Origin of the sequence: Cloacibacillus sp., from assembly GCA_036655895.1 — a bacterium.
In the GTDB taxonomy this organism is placed as follows: Bacteria; Synergistota; Synergistia; order Synergistales; family Synergistaceae; genus JAVVPF01.
Map to the genome: position 1 here is coordinate 20453 of JAVVPF010000031.1, position 16306 is coordinate 36758.

21 protein-coding genes are annotated in these 16306 nt (G+C 53.8%); 6 read left to right on the forward strand and 15 right to left on the reverse strand.

Features of this window, described 5'->3' with window-relative positions; all coding sequences use genetic code 11:
• Nucleotides 1–5: 5 nt before the first annotated feature.
• On the reverse strand, nt 6–437 hold the full coding sequence (locus tag RRY12_10060; GenBank protein ID MEG2185011.1) for an ATP-binding protein: 432 nt from the start codon (nt 435–437) through the stop codon (nt 6–8).
• A gap of 3 nt (nt 438–440) precedes the next feature.
• Nucleotides 441–803, reverse strand: coding sequence for a transcriptional regulator (locus RRY12_10065; GenBank protein ID MEG2185012.1), 363 nt, complete (start codon nt 801–803; stop codon nt 441–443).
• Between the two features lie 160 nt (nt 804–963).
• On the opposite strand from RRY12_10065, the gene RRY12_10070 reads away from it, so the two are divergent.
• Nucleotides 964–2361 (forward strand): sodium:solute symporter family protein, encoded by a 1398-nt coding sequence (locus RRY12_10070; protein MEG2185013.1) that lies wholly within the window; start codon nt 964–966, stop codon nt 2359–2361.
• A 65-nt stretch (nt 2362–2426) separates the two neighbouring features.
• Here the strand turns inward: RRY12_10070 and RRY12_10075 are convergent, their stop codons facing one another.
• Both RRY12_10075 and RRY12_10080 read right to left on the reverse strand, forming a co-directional pair.
• On the reverse strand, nt 2427–2924 hold the full coding sequence (locus RRY12_10075; protein MEG2185014.1) for an adenosine-specific kinase: 498 nt from the start codon (nt 2922–2924) through the stop codon (nt 2427–2429).
• 107 nt (nt 2925–3031) lie between these two features.
• A complete protein-coding gene (locus RRY12_10080) occupies nt 3032–3460 on the reverse strand; it encodes an OmpH family outer membrane protein (protein ID MEG2185015.1) in 429 nt (142 codons plus the stop codon).
• Between the two features lie 257 nt (nt 3461–3717).
• Here RRY12_10080 and RRY12_10085 point away from each other — a divergent pair, with 257 nt between their 5' ends.
• Nucleotides 3718–3942 (forward strand): DUF3343 domain-containing protein, encoded by a 225-nt coding sequence (locus tag RRY12_10085; protein MEG2185016.1) that lies wholly within the window; start codon nt 3718–3720, stop codon nt 3940–3942.
• 3 nt (nt 3943–3945) lie between these two features.
• On the opposite strand, the gene RRY12_10090 is transcribed toward RRY12_10085, so the two are convergent.
• Nucleotides 3946–4221 carry a hypothetical protein gene (locus RRY12_10090; protein MEG2185017.1) on the reverse strand — a complete coding sequence of 92 codons (276 nt, stop codon included), beginning with the start codon at nt 4219–4221 and terminating at the stop codon, nt 3946–3948.
• Nucleotides 4221–5642, reverse strand: a complete 1422-nt coding sequence (locus RRY12_10095) for a chloride channel protein (protein MEG2185018.1) — start codon at nt 5640–5642, stop codon at nt 4221–4223. Before RRY12_10095 ends, RRY12_10090 begins: the two co-directional genes overlap by 1 nt.
• A 61-nt stretch (nt 5643–5703) precedes the next feature.
• Here RRY12_10095 and RRY12_10100 point away from each other — a divergent pair, with 61 nt between their 5' ends.
• A complete protein-coding gene (locus RRY12_10100) occupies nt 5704–6303 on the forward strand; it encodes a hypothetical protein (GenBank protein MEG2185019.1) in 600 nt (199 codons plus the stop codon).
• 19 nt (nt 6304–6322) lie between these two features.
• On the opposite strand, the gene RRY12_10105 is transcribed toward RRY12_10100, so the two are convergent.
• The 9 genes from RRY12_10105 to RRY12_10145 all read right to left on the reverse strand — a co-directional run bounded on the left by RRY12_10105 (nt 6323) and on the right by RRY12_10145 (nt 13808).
• A complete protein-coding gene (locus tag RRY12_10105) occupies nt 6323–6748 on the reverse strand; it encodes a GNAT family N-acetyltransferase (GenBank protein MEG2185020.1) in 426 nt (141 codons plus the stop codon).
• Nucleotides 6732–6986, reverse strand: a complete 255-nt coding sequence (locus RRY12_10110) for an alcohol dehydrogenase (protein MEG2185021.1) — start codon at nt 6984–6986, stop codon at nt 6732–6734. Before RRY12_10110 ends, RRY12_10105 begins: the two co-directional genes overlap by 17 nt.
• Before the next feature lie 32 nt (nt 6987–7018).
• Nucleotides 7019–8227, reverse strand: coding sequence for a DUF3084 domain-containing protein (locus RRY12_10115; GenBank protein MEG2185022.1), 1209 nt, complete (start codon nt 8225–8227; stop codon nt 7019–7021).
• A 157-nt stretch (nt 8228–8384) separates the two neighbouring features.
• Complete coding sequence (locus tag RRY12_10120; GenBank protein MEG2185023.1) at nt 8385–9602, reverse strand: ABC transporter permease; 1218 nt, start codon at nt 9600–9602, stop codon at nt 8385–8387.
• Nucleotides 9599–10270 carry an ABC transporter ATP-binding protein gene (locus RRY12_10125; protein MEG2185024.1) on the reverse strand — a complete coding sequence of 224 codons (672 nt, stop codon included), beginning with the start codon at nt 10268–10270 and terminating at the stop codon, nt 9599–9601. The genes RRY12_10120 and RRY12_10125 overlap by 4 nt, the downstream gene beginning before the upstream one ends.
• 2 nt (nt 10271–10272) lie before the next feature.
• Nucleotides 10273–10989 carry a molybdate ABC transporter permease subunit gene (modB, locus tag RRY12_10130; protein MEG2185025.1) on the reverse strand — a complete coding sequence of 239 codons (717 nt, stop codon included), beginning with the start codon at nt 10987–10989 and terminating at the stop codon, nt 10273–10275.
• 106 nt (nt 10990–11095) lie between these two features.
• Nucleotides 11096–11869: a molybdate ABC transporter substrate-binding protein gene (gene modA, locus RRY12_10135; protein ID MEG2185026.1), complete on the reverse strand. Its 774-nt coding sequence runs from the start codon at nt 11867–11869 to the stop codon at nt 11096–11098.
• Between the two features lie 181 nt (nt 11870–12050).
• Nucleotides 12051–12947, reverse strand: coding sequence for an NAD(P)-dependent oxidoreductase (locus RRY12_10140; protein MEG2185027.1), 897 nt, complete (start codon nt 12945–12947; stop codon nt 12051–12053).
• A 36-nt stretch (nt 12948–12983) separates the two neighbouring features.
• Nucleotides 12984–13808 carry a mechanosensitive ion channel family protein gene (locus tag RRY12_10145; GenBank protein MEG2185028.1) on the reverse strand — a complete coding sequence of 275 codons (825 nt, stop codon included), beginning with the start codon at nt 13806–13808 and terminating at the stop codon, nt 12984–12986.
• Between the two features lie 249 nt (nt 13809–14057).
• On the opposite strand from RRY12_10145, the gene RRY12_10150 reads away from it, so the two are divergent.
• The 3 genes from RRY12_10150 (at nt 14058) to RRY12_10160 (ending at nt 15955) form a co-directional block, all read left to right on the forward strand.
• On the forward strand, nt 14058–14762 hold the full coding sequence (locus RRY12_10150) for a lipid-binding SYLF domain-containing protein (protein MEG2185029.1): 705 nt from the start codon (nt 14058–14060) through the stop codon (nt 14760–14762).
• Nucleotides 14763–15072: 310 nt separating this feature from the next.
• Entirely contained in the window at nt 15073–15636 is a 564-nt protein-coding gene (locus RRY12_10155; GenBank protein ID MEG2185030.1) for a DUF4065 domain-containing protein, read from the forward strand.
• Nucleotides 15626–15955, forward strand: coding sequence for a type II toxin-antitoxin system PemK/MazF family toxin (locus tag RRY12_10160; GenBank protein ID MEG2185031.1), 330 nt, complete (start codon nt 15626–15628; stop codon nt 15953–15955). The genes RRY12_10155 and RRY12_10160 overlap by 11 nt, the downstream gene beginning before the upstream one ends.
• Nucleotides 15956–16306: the final 351 nt, after the last annotated feature.

The window sequence follows — 16306 nt, forward strand, 5'->3', positions numbered from 1 at the left end:
TTTGTCTAATTTTGAGGAAAATATACCACGCACTTTAACGTAGTGCCCTTTCCAATTGTGGATTCTATATCAAACTCATCGCAGTTCCTTTTGATGTTCGGCAGGCCCATGCCGGCGCCAAAGCCCATCTCTCGCGCCTCTTCCGTCGCGGTGCTGTAACCTTCGATCATGGCTTTGCTTATATCGGGTATGCCCGGGCCTTCGTCCTTTGCGACGAGGTCTACATGGTCTTCGGAGATGATGGCCTGAAGAATGCCGCCGCCCGCGTGGATGACGAGGTTTATTTCGGACTCATAGGTGATTATCGCCACGCGCCGACATATGTCCGAGGCTATTCCTAGCATTTTGAGGGTATTTTTTATATTGTTCGAGGCTGCGCCCGCAACCATAAAATCATTGCCCTCAATTCTGTATTCAAGACAGACAGGGGCTCCCATTATTTAAATCTCCTGCATCTGGATGCTCGGTTTCATGCCCTTTGCAAACAAAATACCGCATGACTCAAACATGCTGTATCTTGTAAGGAGAATTGGGATGCCGTTCTCTCTCGCCAACTGCACGGTCTCGTCGAGAGGCACCTTACCGCGGACAAAAACTATCGCGGGTATGTCGAGCATCTGCGCCGTCCTGACGATCTGCACATTTGTAAGCCCGGTCAAAAGCAGTGAACCCGGCGTACAGAAGGCGAGCACATCGCTCATTAGATCACAGGCATAGGCGTTGTTTATCACAATGCTGTTAAGATCGTCTTCGGTAGAAATATTCTTGGCGTCAAGCAGTGACGCCAGTTCCTGCAAGGTCATTTTTTCTGCCCCCTGATACTTTATTTGTAAGTCTTTGCTATAACCAAACTCATTGTGTAAAGAATAACAAAGACAGGAGATAAAAACAAGTGCGCAAAGGAGGCACAATCAATAAATTTTGATGTAATATATGAATCAAATTTGACAGGAAGTGGTTTTGTTGCAGATATTTTACTTTTCAGCCGCAGCTTTGCTTGTTCTTTTCGTAGGCGCGGGCGTCATTATAGGAAGCAGAGGAACGTCGAAAAAAGATTTCAGCCTCGGCGGAAGGAAGGCGGGCGCGGCCGGCGTCACCGGCATTCTGCTTGGAGCGCTCGTCGGAGGAGCATCCACTGTAGGCACGGCGCAGATGGCCTACAGCAGCGGGCTTACCGCGTGGTGGTTCACTCTCGGCGGCGGGATAGGCTGTCTGCTGCTTGGACTTCGCTTCGCCGTTCCGCTGCGCCGGTCTGAGATCACGACGATCGCGGACTACCTTGAAAAAAGCTACGGAGGCGCCGGCTCGCGCTGCGGCGCGGCCATCGCCTTCACCGCCACCGTCTCGTCCTCTATAGGCACCTTTATTTCGATATGCGCGCAGTTTCTCGCCTGTATCGCGCTCATTCGCGGCGTCATCCCGCTTTCCGGCTGGCAGGCCGCCCTGGTCGCGGCCTTCGCAATATGGGGCTTTATTGCGGCGGGCGGCATGAAAAGTTTTTCTACGCTCGGGACGGCCAAGATATTTATTTTATATATAGTGCTCGCGCTCTGCGCGGGAGCCGCGTGGCATCACAGCGGCGGCGTTTGCGCGGTATATTCGAAGCTTGGCTTCGCACCGTGGTTTAATCCGTTCGGGCGCGGCTTTGTGCCGGAGATGGGGTATCTGGCCTCGATGATCGTAGGCGTATTCACGACGCAGATATATATACAGTCCTTCGCCGCCGCCAAAGACGCACAGGCCGCGCGCGCAGGCGCCTTCGCCTCCGCGCTGCTCATGCCTCCGATGGGGCTGCTTGGCGCGTGGGTCGGCCTTTCGGTTAGGGCGGCCGGCGTGCGCATCGCGCCCGACAAGGTGCTTTCGTGGTTCATCATGGATTCTTTTCCGCCAGTCGTAGGCGGCCTCATCTGGGGCGGAGTGCTTATCACCGTCATCGGCTGCGCCGCCGGGCTGATACTCGGCATCGCGACCAACATAACGAAGAACTTCATCCCCAAAAAACTGATGTCGCGTTACGCGCACCGCACAAATGAAATCCAGCAGGCGCTCGTCGCGGTAATGATAATCGCGGCGACGCTGATAGGGCTGGGCTCGGCGGGGACGATGATACTCGACCTGAGTTTTCTCAGCATGGGCCTTCGCGGGGCGGGGACGTTTTTCCCGTTCGTCATGGCTGTGCTGAAGCCTGGGCTGCTCTCCGCGCCGTGGGCGCTCGCCGCAAGCGCGGGCGGACTTGCCGGGATGCTTATCTGGGCCTTCTGCGGCCTCCCCTCCGACCCGCTCTTTGCCGGACTTGCCGTATCTGCGCTGTGCGTCGCAGCCGGTGCAATCTTGGGAAAGAAAAAACATCTGGAAATTTAAAAAGCGAGCGTTCTTTCAGACGAAAGAACGCTCGCTTTATTGTTGTTTTATTTCGCGGGCAAATTTTATCTCTTGTAGCCGATGATGTCGCGCAGCAGCATCCTGCGCCACGCCTGGCCTTCTTCGTCCTCAACGCCCTTCGTCGCGCCTCCGTCGATAACGCCCATCACGCCGCGCCCCTGCTCCGATTCCGCAATGACGAGCTGGAGCGGGTTTGCGGTCGCGGCGAAAATAGAGCAGACCTCCTGCACGGATTTTATTCTGTTTAGGACGTTTATCGGGTAGCCTTTGCGCATTACAATATTGAATACGTGCCCCGCGTTTATTTTTTGCGCGTTCGCTATGGCCGCCGCTTCCATTTCTTTATCGTTTCCGTCGTGCCTCACGAGGCAGTCGCCGGAGGCCTCGCAGAAGGCGATGCCGAACTCGATGCCAGGGGCCGCCGTTATCATCGCCTCGAAAAGATCTTCAACGGATTTTATGAAGTGGCTCTGCCCTACGATGACGTTCGCGTCCTCCGGGATATCTATCTGTACAAGCGAAAGCTCCAATTTCTCTGCCATTATATTCCGCCTCCGTATAACAATATTTTTTATTAGTATAGCATTTTGCGCATAAAAAAAGCGGCGCGCCTTTTCAGGAACGCCGCGTATTTTAGCCGCAGAGATTTTTACTTCTTTTTGAGTTCGGCGATGACCGCGTCTGTGATGTCGATTCCGCCGTAGAATACGGCTTCTTTGTCAACGACGACTGTCAGCTTCTTCTGGTTGGCGACCGTTCTGATTGCGATGTTGATGTCCTGGAAGAGCGGCTGCATCAGCTTCTGCTCCTGCTGGGCGAGCTCCTGACGCTTTGACTGATAGATCTGAGCCTTTTTCTTGTCGTCGCTCTCTTTGTCTATTGCGCCCTGGGCGTCCTTCTGGAGCTTGGCGGAGATGTCTTTAAGCTGCTTCTGCACCTGCTCGAACTTCGGGTGCTGGAACATTATCTTCTGTGTGCTGATTGTGCCGATCACGTCCGCCGCAAAGGCCGAACCCGCCATCACGAACGCAGACATTGCCGCGATCATTACTGCCATAACTATCTTTCTTGAAATCATGAAATTTCCTCCTCTTAAAATGCAGAAAGATTTCAATATCCTTCTGCGTTTAACTTGTGTATTTTACCCTTTTTTTCAAATAAAGTCCACGTGTTTTACCTGTTTTGCGCGCCTCCTCTTTTCTTCGTCTTTAGCGCAAATGAAGGCGCTTTTGTCCCGTTGACCAAGGGCCGCCGATTTGCTGTTTATGTTCTCGAAGATATGTGATAAAAATAGACGGTGAATATAAAGACGACAGCTTTTGGAGGAACAATAGAATGGAATGTCTTGCAACTTTTGATACTACGCACATGGCTCTCTTTTTTGAAAAGGCGTGCCGCGCGGCCGGCCTCAGCGTTAAGATAGTCCCTGTGCCGCGCCAGCTTTCCGCAAGCTGCGGGCTCGCCTGCGGCTATCCGTGCGGCGACCTGGAAAAGGTGAAGGCCGTGGCGGAAGAAAAGGGCATCGAGGTGGCCGAGTACCACGAGGTAGAGAGCCTTTAACTATTATTTGCCGTCGTCAGGCGGGTCCTGATGAAAATATTTCCTGTAAAAGAGCCATCCCATGAAGCGCCAGAGCAGGTAGCCGCAGCAGACGACGGCTATTGATATCCAAAAGAGAGTCGAAAAATCCATTCCCGACCTGCCAAGCGCCGCCATTCCGTTTCTGCGCGTGGTAAGGCTGCCGGGGCCGAAAAATTTCCACACCCATACCGCCATCATTACTGCCGCAAATACTGTAAGAACGCGGTTCAGCATTTTGCGCATTTTTTCCCAGTTCATCAGCGTTTCCTTTCTATTATTCTGTTTTTGATACGCTCCGCGAAGAATTTTATTATCCTGGCGGACGATATGCTGTCGAATCTCCTCACAAGCAGCTCGCCGCTTTCCGTCTTTCTGATGAAGAAGGTGCGTGATTTCGGAGAAAGCAGCACCTGTGTAGGATAGAGGCTTCTGTGCCCCGCCACAAGGTAGGAGACCGCACAGGCTATGCCGGCAAACGCCGCAATCGGCGCGCCGAAAAGCTCCATTGCGAGAATCGTGCCTGATATTGGCGTGTTCGTGGAGCCGGCGAGCACGGCGCAGACGCCGAGCGCCGCGCCAAGCGGCGGGTCTATGCCAAAGACTATCGAAAAGAGCAGCCCCGCGGAGGCGCCAATGAAAAACGTCGGCGTTATTTCTCCGCCGCAGCCTCCGGCGGAGAGGGTTATGCCCATAGCGGCCGCCTTGATGATGAAGCCGAGCGGAAGTTTCGCCTCGCCGTCCACCATTGATTGAATGACGTCGCTGCCGAGGCCGAGATAATCTCGCCCAAATAAAAGACCGATTACAAGCAGGAGCGCGGCGCCTACAAGCGGGCGCTTCCACGTTTTTATGTTGTAGCGCACGAAGAGCCTGTTTATAAACTGAATGCTCTCTATGTTCATGATGGAGATGAGGCCGAAGAAGACGCCAGCAAGCAGCACCTTGATGAGCATGAATGGCGCCACCGTAGGAATGGAGACGGCGTAGGAGGGAAGGTGTCCCGCGCCTATGGCCGCAGCCGTGAGGTATCCCGTGATGCCGCTTATTAGGGCGGGGAAAAGAACGTCGTAGAATATCTGCCCCACGAAGAGCACTTCGACGGCAAAGAGCGCGCCCGTGACGGGAGTGCCGAATACCGCGCAGAAGCCGGCCGCAATGCCGCAGATTATTATTTTTTTCAGGTCGGCCTCGTCAAGCTTGAATATTTTTCCAAGAAAGTATGAGACGCCGGAACCTATCTGAGCGCACGGCCCTTCGATGCCGACGGAGCCGCCGGAGGAGATGGTGATTATTGTGGCTATAATTTTAACTGGAACGGCCTTTACGTCGATGACGGTACGCTTCGTGTTGTGGATGGCGTCAATGACGGATTCGGTGCCGTGTCCCGCGGACTGCGGCGCGAGCAGCCGTATGAGCAGGTAGCTTATCATAAGCCCTGGAAAGAGCAGCAGATAATGCCAGAAGCCGAGAGAAAAGGCCGCTTTCATAGAATATTTGAGCGCGAGCAGAAAACCGCCGCAGGCAAGGCCTACCGCGCCGCCCGTCATGACGGCGAAGAAGAGCCATTTCACGACGGTGCACATGAGCCACACCTCGTCGCGAACGATGTTTTCGCCGTCCTGCTGATCTATGTTTATCCTTACAGGAGCATCCGGTTGATTTGTATTCGAGTTGTCCATTTGCATCACCTTTTTCAATTTTAGCATAAATGGCGCGCAATGCTGTTATAATATGGGCGCTATGATAAAAATTTCGCACGCGGCGGCTATCGCCGCAAAGTATTTATTTATTACCGCAGTGCTCGCCTCGTTCGTCTTCATCGGCTACCGGATAGCTACGAAGCGCGGTTATGAGGCGCACGAGCAGCTGCAATGCAGGGCGCTTGCCGTAAGCGCGGCGCTGGTCGCGTCCCAGGCCGCGGAGAAAGACGGCGCGCTCGCCTCGCTTGTCGATAAAGAGGGCGAGGTGCGTTTTATCGTCGATCACAGAGCCATGCCCGGAAATTATGTGGTGAGCGTCGCCATCAAAAATACGAGCGACGGCGCTCGCGCGATAAGCGCGGAGGCTGAGTCCGGCTGGAACTCAAGAAGCCCGCAGAAGGCTGCCTTTTCTTTAAAAACCAAAAACGGCGTTCTTGCTTTTTCCGACGCACGTCAGGAAGAATACGCGAAGCTTTTCTTAGAACTGCAAAAAAGCACTGAGCTAAAAAAAGTAAAAAACGGAAGGCTTACCTTCACCTATCCGTTTGAAAAACCTTGCCCGGCGCCGTTTTCTGCGGAGGCGCTTGAAAGCGCGCGCTTTTCCGAAGGCCCCGTAATAATTTTACTGCACAGAAGATAGCGGCTTTTGCGGTCGTTTCCTACGAATATTCCATCGGGCAGCGCTGAAGTATCATCAATCCCTCACGCGGCTCAAAGCCGAGCTTGCCCATAAATACGGTCAGCTCGCTGGTGTAGGTGACTATCACCGGAACATGTTTGATGGCCGGATGGCCCAGCGCGTATTCAAGAAGTTGAGAGCCAAGCCCTTTGCCCTGATAGTCGGGGTGAACGAGGATGTCCCACAGAGATCCGCGAAAGACGAAGTCCGTCAGCATCCGGCAGAAGGCGATGAGACGCCCGTTGTGGCGTATCGAAAAACACATGCTGGTGCCCTCCAGCATTTTAGCTATCTGTTCCAGAGAGCGGCTGCGGCCCCACCGCGTGAAGCGGTAAAGGTCCTGCAGCTCCTCCGGCGAGACGGCCAGCTTGCTGTCGTAAAAGAGATACTCAGGATTTTGCGTCATCTGAAAATCCGTCGTTCGCAAACTGCGTTCTTCTGTTTATTCTCTTCGGCGAGAGCGCAAGCCCTCCTATTATCTTCCTGAGGTCGCCGCGTTTGGCGTCCTTTGTCACGGTGAGTTCAAGCAGTTGTCCTGCGCCGCATTTGGAACAGGTCCACATGGCGCGCGCAGAACCGTTTGCGTCCGGCGAGCCGGCCAGCACCTTAAGTTCTCCGCATTTTTGACAGGCTAATATAAGCATTTTATTATCTTCTTTCCGTTGGATTGATCATGTCAGTTCTTCGTTTTCAGCACAAACTTCACGCGCAGCGGACCTTCGCTGTAGACATCCTCTGCTGTGAGTATCTCAAGCCTTATCGCCTTTGTGTCCTGCTCTATCTTGTCCAGCGCCGCGACAAATTCGCTTGTGTCTATTGAACCGACGTTGCCGGTTATCGGGTCTTTCATGACGCCGTCGCCTACGGCCTTCTGGTTCAGCTGTTTCAGCGCCTGAAATACCGTCTCCTCTATTTTCTGACGCGGCGCGTCAGGCGTGAAATCATGCGTGTAGAGCACGGTGTTTTGTTTATAAACGAGGCGCGATTTGTAGCATTCTATCTGCGAGCGGACGGCCTCTCCCTCTACGGCGTTGCCTAGCGCCGTGACGCGCAGCAGCCAGCGGCCGGGGTTGTGCGTAAGTTTGTCTTTTACGCGCTCTATAGATTCTTTGGAAATGTCGGGCATTTTTACGCCGTCCGGTTTTTTGCCGAAGCGATAGGCAAGCAGCGCGCGCGCCTCCGTTTTGAGGCGGGAGACAAACATGTCAACCTGCTGGGCGGTGATGATGGAGTCTGAAAGCACTCCCTGCGCCAATATTTCTCCTGTGAAGGCGGCGATGCGGCCCTCGCGCAGCTTCTGTATGCCTGATTTTAATTTGTCCGACTCAGCTTTGAGCTGTTTCACGGAGGCGTCGAGCTTTTTGCTTTCCGCAAGCAGCGCGGTCTTTTCCTTCTGCAAAACTGCCTGCTCAGCCTCGGTCTTCTTGCGCAGCTCTTTCATTTCTGAAAGCTGCTTTCTCGCGGCCGCGAGGTTTTTAGTGCCGGCGGCAAGTTCGTCCTCCACTCGCGTAAGCTCGTTTTGCTTTTCGGAGAGGTCGCCGCGGCTCTCAAATAAATCTATCTGCATCTGCCCAAGGTTGTTCCTGTTTTTCTGAAGCTCCTCCGTAAGCGTCGTCACCTGCTTCTGTACGAACTGCATACTGAAGAGCGCGGTGCGCACCTGCTCGGAGGCCGCGCTCAGCACAAAGAGCGTTGCGATGGCTATGCCTACGCCTGTGAGCACGGAAATTATGCGTGAGGTGTATTTCGGCCTTAATTTAAGGAAGGTGATACGTTTCTTGCCGAGCTTCATGCCGATGACGTCTCCCGCCCACGACACGAGAGCGCTGACGACGATCAGCGTTCCAAGAAGTATCCAGTTTATTTCGTGAAAGATCTCAAACAATGAGCTACCTCGCTTATACTTGATCTTTTCTGCGCCCAGCGCATACATTTAGTATTATACCAGAAGTTTTATCCGAAAAAACGTATTCAGCGGATATGAGAGAAGGGGAAACGGCATATTTTGCGCCCTCTTTCCTTCTCTCGTGCGGTTATTGTTTTTATTCGTATTTCAGCGCGTCTATCGGGTTCAGCAAAGACGCTTTGTAGGCCGGGTAATAGCCGAAGCCTACGCCCACCGCCGCGGAAAATACAAAGGCGAGCACTATCGAGGTCACTGTAAAAACGGGCGGCGCCGCAGTGAACGAAGAAAGCAGATAGCCCGTGACTACGCCCAGCATTATCCCGATGGAGCCTCCTATCATGGAGAGCACGACCGCCTCTATCAGAAACTGCATACGAATGTCTTTTTCCGTAGCGCCGACGGCCATCCTTATCCCAATCTCTCGCGTGCGCTCCGTGACGGAGACGAGCATTATGTTCATGATGCCTATGCCGCCCACCACAAGCGATATAAAGGCTATCGAACCAAGCAGCATGGACATTATCGTAGTCGTCTTGCGCCGCGCCTCCAGCATTTGCGAGACGTTGCGCACCGCGAAGTCGTCCGCCTCGCCGGATTTTATTTTGTGGCGCTCGCGGAGCAGGCTCTCCGTTTCGTTCTGTATATAGGAGAGCGCCTCCATTGACACGCCTTTTATGTATACGTTTCCGATGCGCCCCGCCGTCTTCCAGCGTACGAGCCTGCGCTGCGCCGCTGTGAGCGGCACGAGGATGAAATCGTCCTGGTCGGTGCCGTTGGCGGACTGGCCTTTGCCCTCGTATACTCCAACTATTGTGAACGGTATTTTGTTTACTCGTATCGACTTGCCGATCGCGTTGTCTCCGTTAAAGAGCTTGTCTTCGACCGTCTTGCCTATTACGGCGACCTTCGCGCCCTGGCGCACGTCGCTTTCGTTGATGTCGCGCCCGCGCTCCATGTTCCGGTCCTGCACGTTTGAATAGGCCTGCGTGCTGCCGATGACGCTGCTGCTCCAGTTTGTGTTGCCGTAGATGAGCATAGCCGACATGTTTATCATGGGAGCTACGGCCTCCACGCCTGAGACCTCTTTTTCTATCGCCTGCGCGTCGTCGTAGGTGAGGTAACGCGTGATTCCGGTCGTCGAACGGGCCGACCTGTCCGGAAAGACCATGATGAAGTTGCTGCCGAACGACGATATCTGTTCGTCTATGCTTTTGTTGGCGCCGGCGCCTACCGCGAAGGCGGCGATGACGGCGGCTACACCTATTATTATCCCAAGCGCTGTGAGCATAGAGCGCGTTTTGTTGCGGCGCAGCGCCGTGAGCGACGCGGCAAATACTTCGGATACGGCTATCATGCCTCGCGCCTTCTTTCGTTTATCTCGTCTTTCATTATGCGCCCGTCGCGGAAGTGCAGTATCCGCTTCGCGTAGGAGGCGACGTCGTACTCGTGCGTGACCAGGATTATCGTCATGCCGTCGTCGTTGAGCCGGCGAAAGAGCGCCATTATCTCGTCGCTCGTCTTTGAGTCGAGGTTGCCGGTAGGCTCGTCCGCCATCAGTATAGGCGCGCGGTTCACTATGCCACGCGCAATGGCGACGCGCTGCTGCTGTCCGCCGGAGAGCTGCCGCGGGTAATGGTCGTCAAGCCCCGTCAGATAAAACTTCCGCGCTATCTCGGCGTAGCGTTCGTCCTTCGCGGCGGCTCCGCCCGCGCCGTGCTCGAAGACCGTCATTATATTCTGCTTCGTCGTCATATTGGGAAATAGCGCGTAATTCTGGAAGAGCAGCCCGCTTCTGCGCTGCTGCGGCTTCATGTTTACGCGTTTTTTCGAATCGAAATAGACGACGCCGTTTACCTCGATATGCCCTTCGTCGGGCGTCACGATGCCGGCGATACAGCGCAGCGTCATGCTTTTGCCGCAGCCGGAGCCGCCAAGCAGCGCAAGCACCTCATTGCCGCCTTCAAACTCAACGTCGAGCGCAAACGCTCCGAGCCGTTTTTTTATGCGAACCTTTACAGTCATCTTTACGCGCGCCTTTCTTCAAACTCGTCCGTAAGCGACTGCCCGGCGGCCCGGCCCTTAGGCTGCCGGAAGCTCGTCTCCAGCATGTTGACCGCGACTAGCACGATGAACGAAATGACGAGGTTGACCGCCACCCATTTGTAGGCGAGCGCGTCGTTGCCTTCGCGCCACAGCTGATAGACGGTGGTCGAGATAGTAGCCGTGCGCCCGGGGATGTAGCCCGTTATCATCGTAGTGGCGCCGTATTCGCCAAGGGCGCGCGCGAAAGCGAGCACCGTAGCCGCAATTATGCCGTCGCGGCAGTTCGGAAGCAGCACGCGCCAGAAGATGAAGGTGTCGGATAGCCCCAGCGTGCGGGCGCTGTATATGAGAGTCTTGTCAAAACCGTCAAAGGCGCCTCTGACGGTGCGGTACATCAAAGGAAAGCTGACGATGGCCGTCGCGAATATCGCGGAATACCAGGTCATAGTGAGCCTGACGTTAAAGGCCTCAAGCATGAACGAACCGACGGGGCCGAGTGGCCCCAGCATCATCAAAAGAAAAAAGCCGACGACGGTCGGCGGCAGCACCAGAGGCAAAGTGAGAACACAGTCAAGCACGCCCTTCGCAAAGCGAGGCGCGCGAGAGATGTAATAGGCGGCGCAAATGCCCGAAAAAAATGTAATTACCGTGGAGATGCCCGCAATGCGCAGCGAGTTATAAAGTGGAAACCAGTCCATACCGCATAATCAGCTCCTGCAAATTACCACATAACATTTGTCAATCATAAAAGGAGCCGGCTGCGTACCGGCTCCGTCACGAGAAGAGAGGAGAGTTCAAATATATTTATTTCTCGGGGATGGCAAACCCGATTTTCTTGAAAACTTTGGAGCAGGGCGCGCTCTTCAAATATTTCACGAAGGCCTCTGCGGCCGCCTTGTCTTTTGCGTCATTCAATATCGCAGCCGGGTAAACTATCGGCTTATGCGTATCCTTCGGCGCGTCGGCCACCACCTGAACGGCCTTGGATGTAGCCGCGTCCGTGCTGTAGACGACGCCGCAGGAGACGGCGGCCGCCGCAGTCTGCGCGAGGACTTCCTTGACGTTGCTGGCGTAGGTTATTTTATTTTCGGCGGTCAGCTTGTCCCACAGTCCCATGTTCTTAAATATCTCAACGGAATACTGGCCCACGGGAACGTCGGAGTTGCCAAGGGCTATGAGCTTCACCTTATCGGTGACGACGTCCGCGAAGCTGTTTATCTTCGTCGGATTCTTGCCCTTCGGCACTATCAGGACGACTCTGTTCGCTACGATGTTGAAGCGTGAGCCGGGCAGCACGAATTTATCGTTTATCTGGTTCATCTGCTTCTGCCCCGCCGATATGAAGATGTCGCACTCGGCGCCCTGTTCTATCTGCGTCTTCAGCGTTCCGCTTGAATCGAAATTAAAGACGAGCTTTACGTTCGGGTCGACCTTCTTGTACATCTCCGCTATCTGATTCATCGACTCAGTCATAGAGGCCGCGGCAAAGACGGAAAGCTCCGCGGCGTACGCAGCCTGCGCCGCAAATACCGCAACCGCGCAGACGACCGCGCATAATGTTAAAGACAACTTCTTCATAACATCCACTCCTTAAAGATGGTTAAACTGCAACTAAGTATCAATACATCTGGATTATATACCTCCGTCTTTCATAATGCAACCCACATGCATTTTTATTTTTCCATACGACAAAGCTGCCGCGCGACGCGTCAAACGGCGCGCCGCGCGGCAGCTTTGTTATATTTCTAAAGAAGCGCGGTTATTCCTCTTCTGGGTCGTACAGGCAGTAGAGCGCCTGCGTTCCTTTGTTTTCGTAGCCGCCTTCCGCAAGTTCCTCGTAGAGCTCGCGCGTCGTCGAAAGCGCGGGCAGGTCAAGCTCCATCTGGTCGGCCGCCTCTTCTGCGAGCTTCATGTCCTTGATGTAGTGCTTGATGAAGAAACCAGGCTCAAAGTCGCCGCGCAGGATGCGCGGGCCGTAGTTCTGGAGGCTCCACGTGGCGGCGGATCCTCCGGACGCCGCTTCGATGAAGTCTTCGGCGTCAAGGCCGCAGCTCTTGGCAAAGGCGAGCGCCTCGCACATTCCGGTCATGGTGCCGGCTATCACTATCTGGTTTGCAAGCTTCGCGTTCTGTCCGTCGCCCGCGCCGCCCATCAGCTTCACCGTGCGCCCCATCGTCTTGAAGTACGGCAGCGCGCGTTCAAAGTCCGCCTTGTCGCCGCCCGTAAATATCGTAAGCGCCGCATCGCGCGCTCCCTTGTCGCCGCCTGTGACAGGCGCGTCCATTACTGACAGCCCCGCCTTTTTGCCCGCGTCGTGCAACTTGCGCGCAAGCTTCGGGCTTGAGGTGGTCATGTCCACGAGCAGCGCACCAGGCTTCGCGTTGGCTATGAGGCCGCCTTTTCCAAGATATACCTCTTCAACGTCCTTCGGAAAGCCAACGATAGTAAAGATGACGTCGCATTTCGCGGCAAGTTCGGCGGGGCTCGCCTCCCAGACGGCGCCCGCCGAAATCAGCGACGCCGCGCGTTCCTTCGTACGGTTGTAAACGTGCACCTCATTGCCCGCGGCAAGCAGATGCCCCGCCATGCTTGAGCCCATCACGCCGGTGCCGACGAAGCCTACGGCCTTTTTGTCTTTATCATCTCTTGTTTCCATAGTAAAACAGTCCCTTCATGATTTATTTTTAATTTTTTAATTATCGTCGCTCTCGTTTCGCGTAACATGCACGTTCAGGTGCGGGTAGCTCATGCTGACGCCGTGCTTTTTGTACTCCGCCGGCAGCGCCTCCATGATGCCGTGATAAATATCCCAGTAGTCGCCTGTGGCACACCAGAAGCGCGCCGCGTATTCCACCGCCGACTCTCCGTAGGCGCTGACGCGCACAAAGGGCGCGGGTTCCGCCATTATCTGCGGAAAGCGCGCCGCCGCGTCCATTACGGCCGCCTTTACCGCCTCAGCCGGAGAATCGTAGGAGGCTTTAAAGAGGAAATCGACGCGGCGTTTCGTCTCGCTGGTGAAGTTTGTTATCTTCGAGCTGGAGACTTCGCTGTTTGGTATAAAGATAAGTCTGTTGTCCACCGTGGAGACGCGGGTGTAGATAAAGCCTATCTCGTCCACAGTGCCGGAGACTCCGCCCACCTCGACGTAATCCCCGACTTTGAAGGGCTTCACCGAAAGAAGCATGATGCCGCTGGACAGGTTCGCAAGGACGCCCTGCAACGACAGCGACAGCGCCAGTCCGGCCACGCTCAGTATTGCGACGAATGACGTTATCTGTATCCCAAGCGCGCCCGCCACGGTCATGAAGAGCACGAAATATAGCACGAGCCTTACTATCGTAAGCAGGAACTTGTGCAGCGTCTTTTCAACGGAGGAGCGCGCAAGCGCTTTCGACGCGGCGGACATGAGGAGGCGTATTATGACGACTCCCGCAACAAGATAAATGAGCGCGGGAAGCAGGGAGGCAAAGGTCACCTTTTGGAGCATTGCCGGTATTCCTTCAAGGTTTACATTCATCGTATGATCTTCCTTCCATAGCGCATAGCAGATTCGCCTCCGAACAAATATACGAAGGCCAAGTTAATTCTATGCACTGACGCGCCATTTGGCAAATGCGGCAGAAAAACGCGGCGCTGAATGTAGTGCCGGAAGCAATATCAACGCAAAATTAAATTTTTATACATACGAACCACTCTTTTTTACTGTATCTACGGCTCAGATAGTTGTAGAATGGGAGGCACTTTGATCATTGCGGGAGGAAGACCTATGAAGAAATACGGCAGGTTTATCACAGCGGCGCTTGCGGTCATGTTTATTTTCACACTGGCTGGGGGCGCTTTCGCGGAGAAGTCACACGAAAAACGCATTCGCCTTTCGGCCGCGCTGCTTCGGGAGATGGCGGCTCAAGAGGACGCGCTGTCGATGGCCGACCTACTTAGAAGCGCAAAAGGCGTGGCAATATTCCCCAACATACTGCGCACCGGCTTCATCACCGGAAGTCAGAAAGGTGAGGGGATCGTCTTTCTCCACAACGACGACGGCACATGGACGGGGCCTGCCTTCTTCGGCCTCTTTGAAGGCTCCATCGGGCTTCAGATCGGCATCCAGCAGGTAGGACTCGTCATGGTCATCACCAACGAAAACGGCCTTCACGCCTTTACGGGCGGCAACAGCTTCAAGCTGGGCGCCGACGTGGGCATCGCGGCAGGCCCGACGGGACGCAATCTCTCCGCCGCAACGGACGGACGCGCGCAGGCCTCCATCTACACCTATTCGATAGCCAAAGGGCTCTTTGCGGGAGTGGCCGTAGACGGAGCCGTCATCAACCAGAACAGAGACGCGTCGCTTGCCTACTGGGGCAAAAAGACAGAGGCGGCGGACGCTCTGAAGAACCCCGCGACGGACGCGCGCGTAGCCGCCGTCATCAGCGAGCTTAATGCCCTGATAAAAAAAGCCGCGGAAGCGCGGTAAGCTAAAAACAGCAAAAGAGGCGGCGGCGCAAAAAGACGTCCAGTGTCTTATTGACACTGGACGCTATAGTAGTTAATAATTCTCTTGGGACAGAGGACTAACTTAGCCCAGATTATCTTGAATTTTTCGCAGAAGGATATATTTACAGAGTTTAATTCACAGGCTCAACCGCCATTTTTGTGTTTTTGCTGATTTTTATATCAGATGTGTCACATGTGTCTTTCAAACCATGTAATGGTATAATCGTTATACAGAGAGAGGTAAAATCACTTATGTTATACCATTGTATGTTTGTAAGGAGGGGATGGCAATGGTGGATGTAGAAGATGTCGCAAGGTATTTACTGTCCCTTTTCAGGGATGACGCGATCAGCAGAGAGGATGGCATTGACGACGGATCGGATGTTTCTAATCTGAAGCTGCAGAAGTTGCTTTACTATTGTCAAGCATATTCGCTCGCGCTTACAGGTGAACCGATGTTTGCCGAAGAGATAGAGGCATGGCATTACGGGCCAGTCGTTCCAAGTGTTTACAGGAGATATAAGCAGTATGGCAGGTGCGATATTCCGCTGGCCGACATTGTTCCGTTTTCCCTTACGGATGAGAAAGCGGCGGGGATCGCGCGTCTGGTAAAGAGACAAAAGGGCGCCTATTCCGCTATCGCAATCATGGATATGGCTCATGGCGAGTTGCCGTGGAAGGAAGCTCATAGTATCCACCTTAACGCGGCTATCAGCAATGAGACTATGCGGCGTTATTTTGCCGACAGGCTGTGCCATGAGATGTCGGAAGAGGAAGAGGACCGGTTCTGGGATTTCGTGACGGAGCCACTCGATAAGGACGATATTCGCGAGTTGCTGGCCCATGTCGTATGATGAAGGCGATATCCTGATCGTACTGTTCCCCTACGATGAATGCGGTGAAGAGAAATTGCGTCCCGCGCTTTTTTGGCAGTACAAGGGGAGCGATTATTTATTCCTTAGCAGGATAACCTCCGCAAGCCATAACTCGGAGTGGGAGGTTGAGGTTAGGCCTTTAAAGGAAAACGGGCTGACAAAGCGCTCTTATATCCGTGTAGACAGGACAAGAAAGGTTCATTATTCTAAGGTGTACAACGTAATCCCCATTGGGAGACTGGAAGCTGAACTTTTGTCTGTTGTGAAGCAAAGGTTTAGGTTATTTTTATCGGACTAGAATATTCTGTATTTTATTTTAAGGCAGGATTGCAAGTGAGGATATTTGCTGTACAGGTATTGTAATCTATATCGTGAGTTACTAATGTAAATATTGGAGTCAGTGAATAAAACTCTGTAAATATATACTTCTGTGAAAAATCCAAGATAGTCTGGGCTGAAGTTAGTCCTCAGTCCCGAAAGAATTATTAACCACTATAGCGTCCAGTGTCAATAAGACACTGGACGTCTTTTGCGTGTAGGTTTACCATACCTCTGTTACAGACTCAATAAAAAAAGCAGCAGACCGGCCAGCGAACTGTTAAGATTAAAGCGCCAACACTAATCGACAGGGGGCTGCGGGTCTGCATGA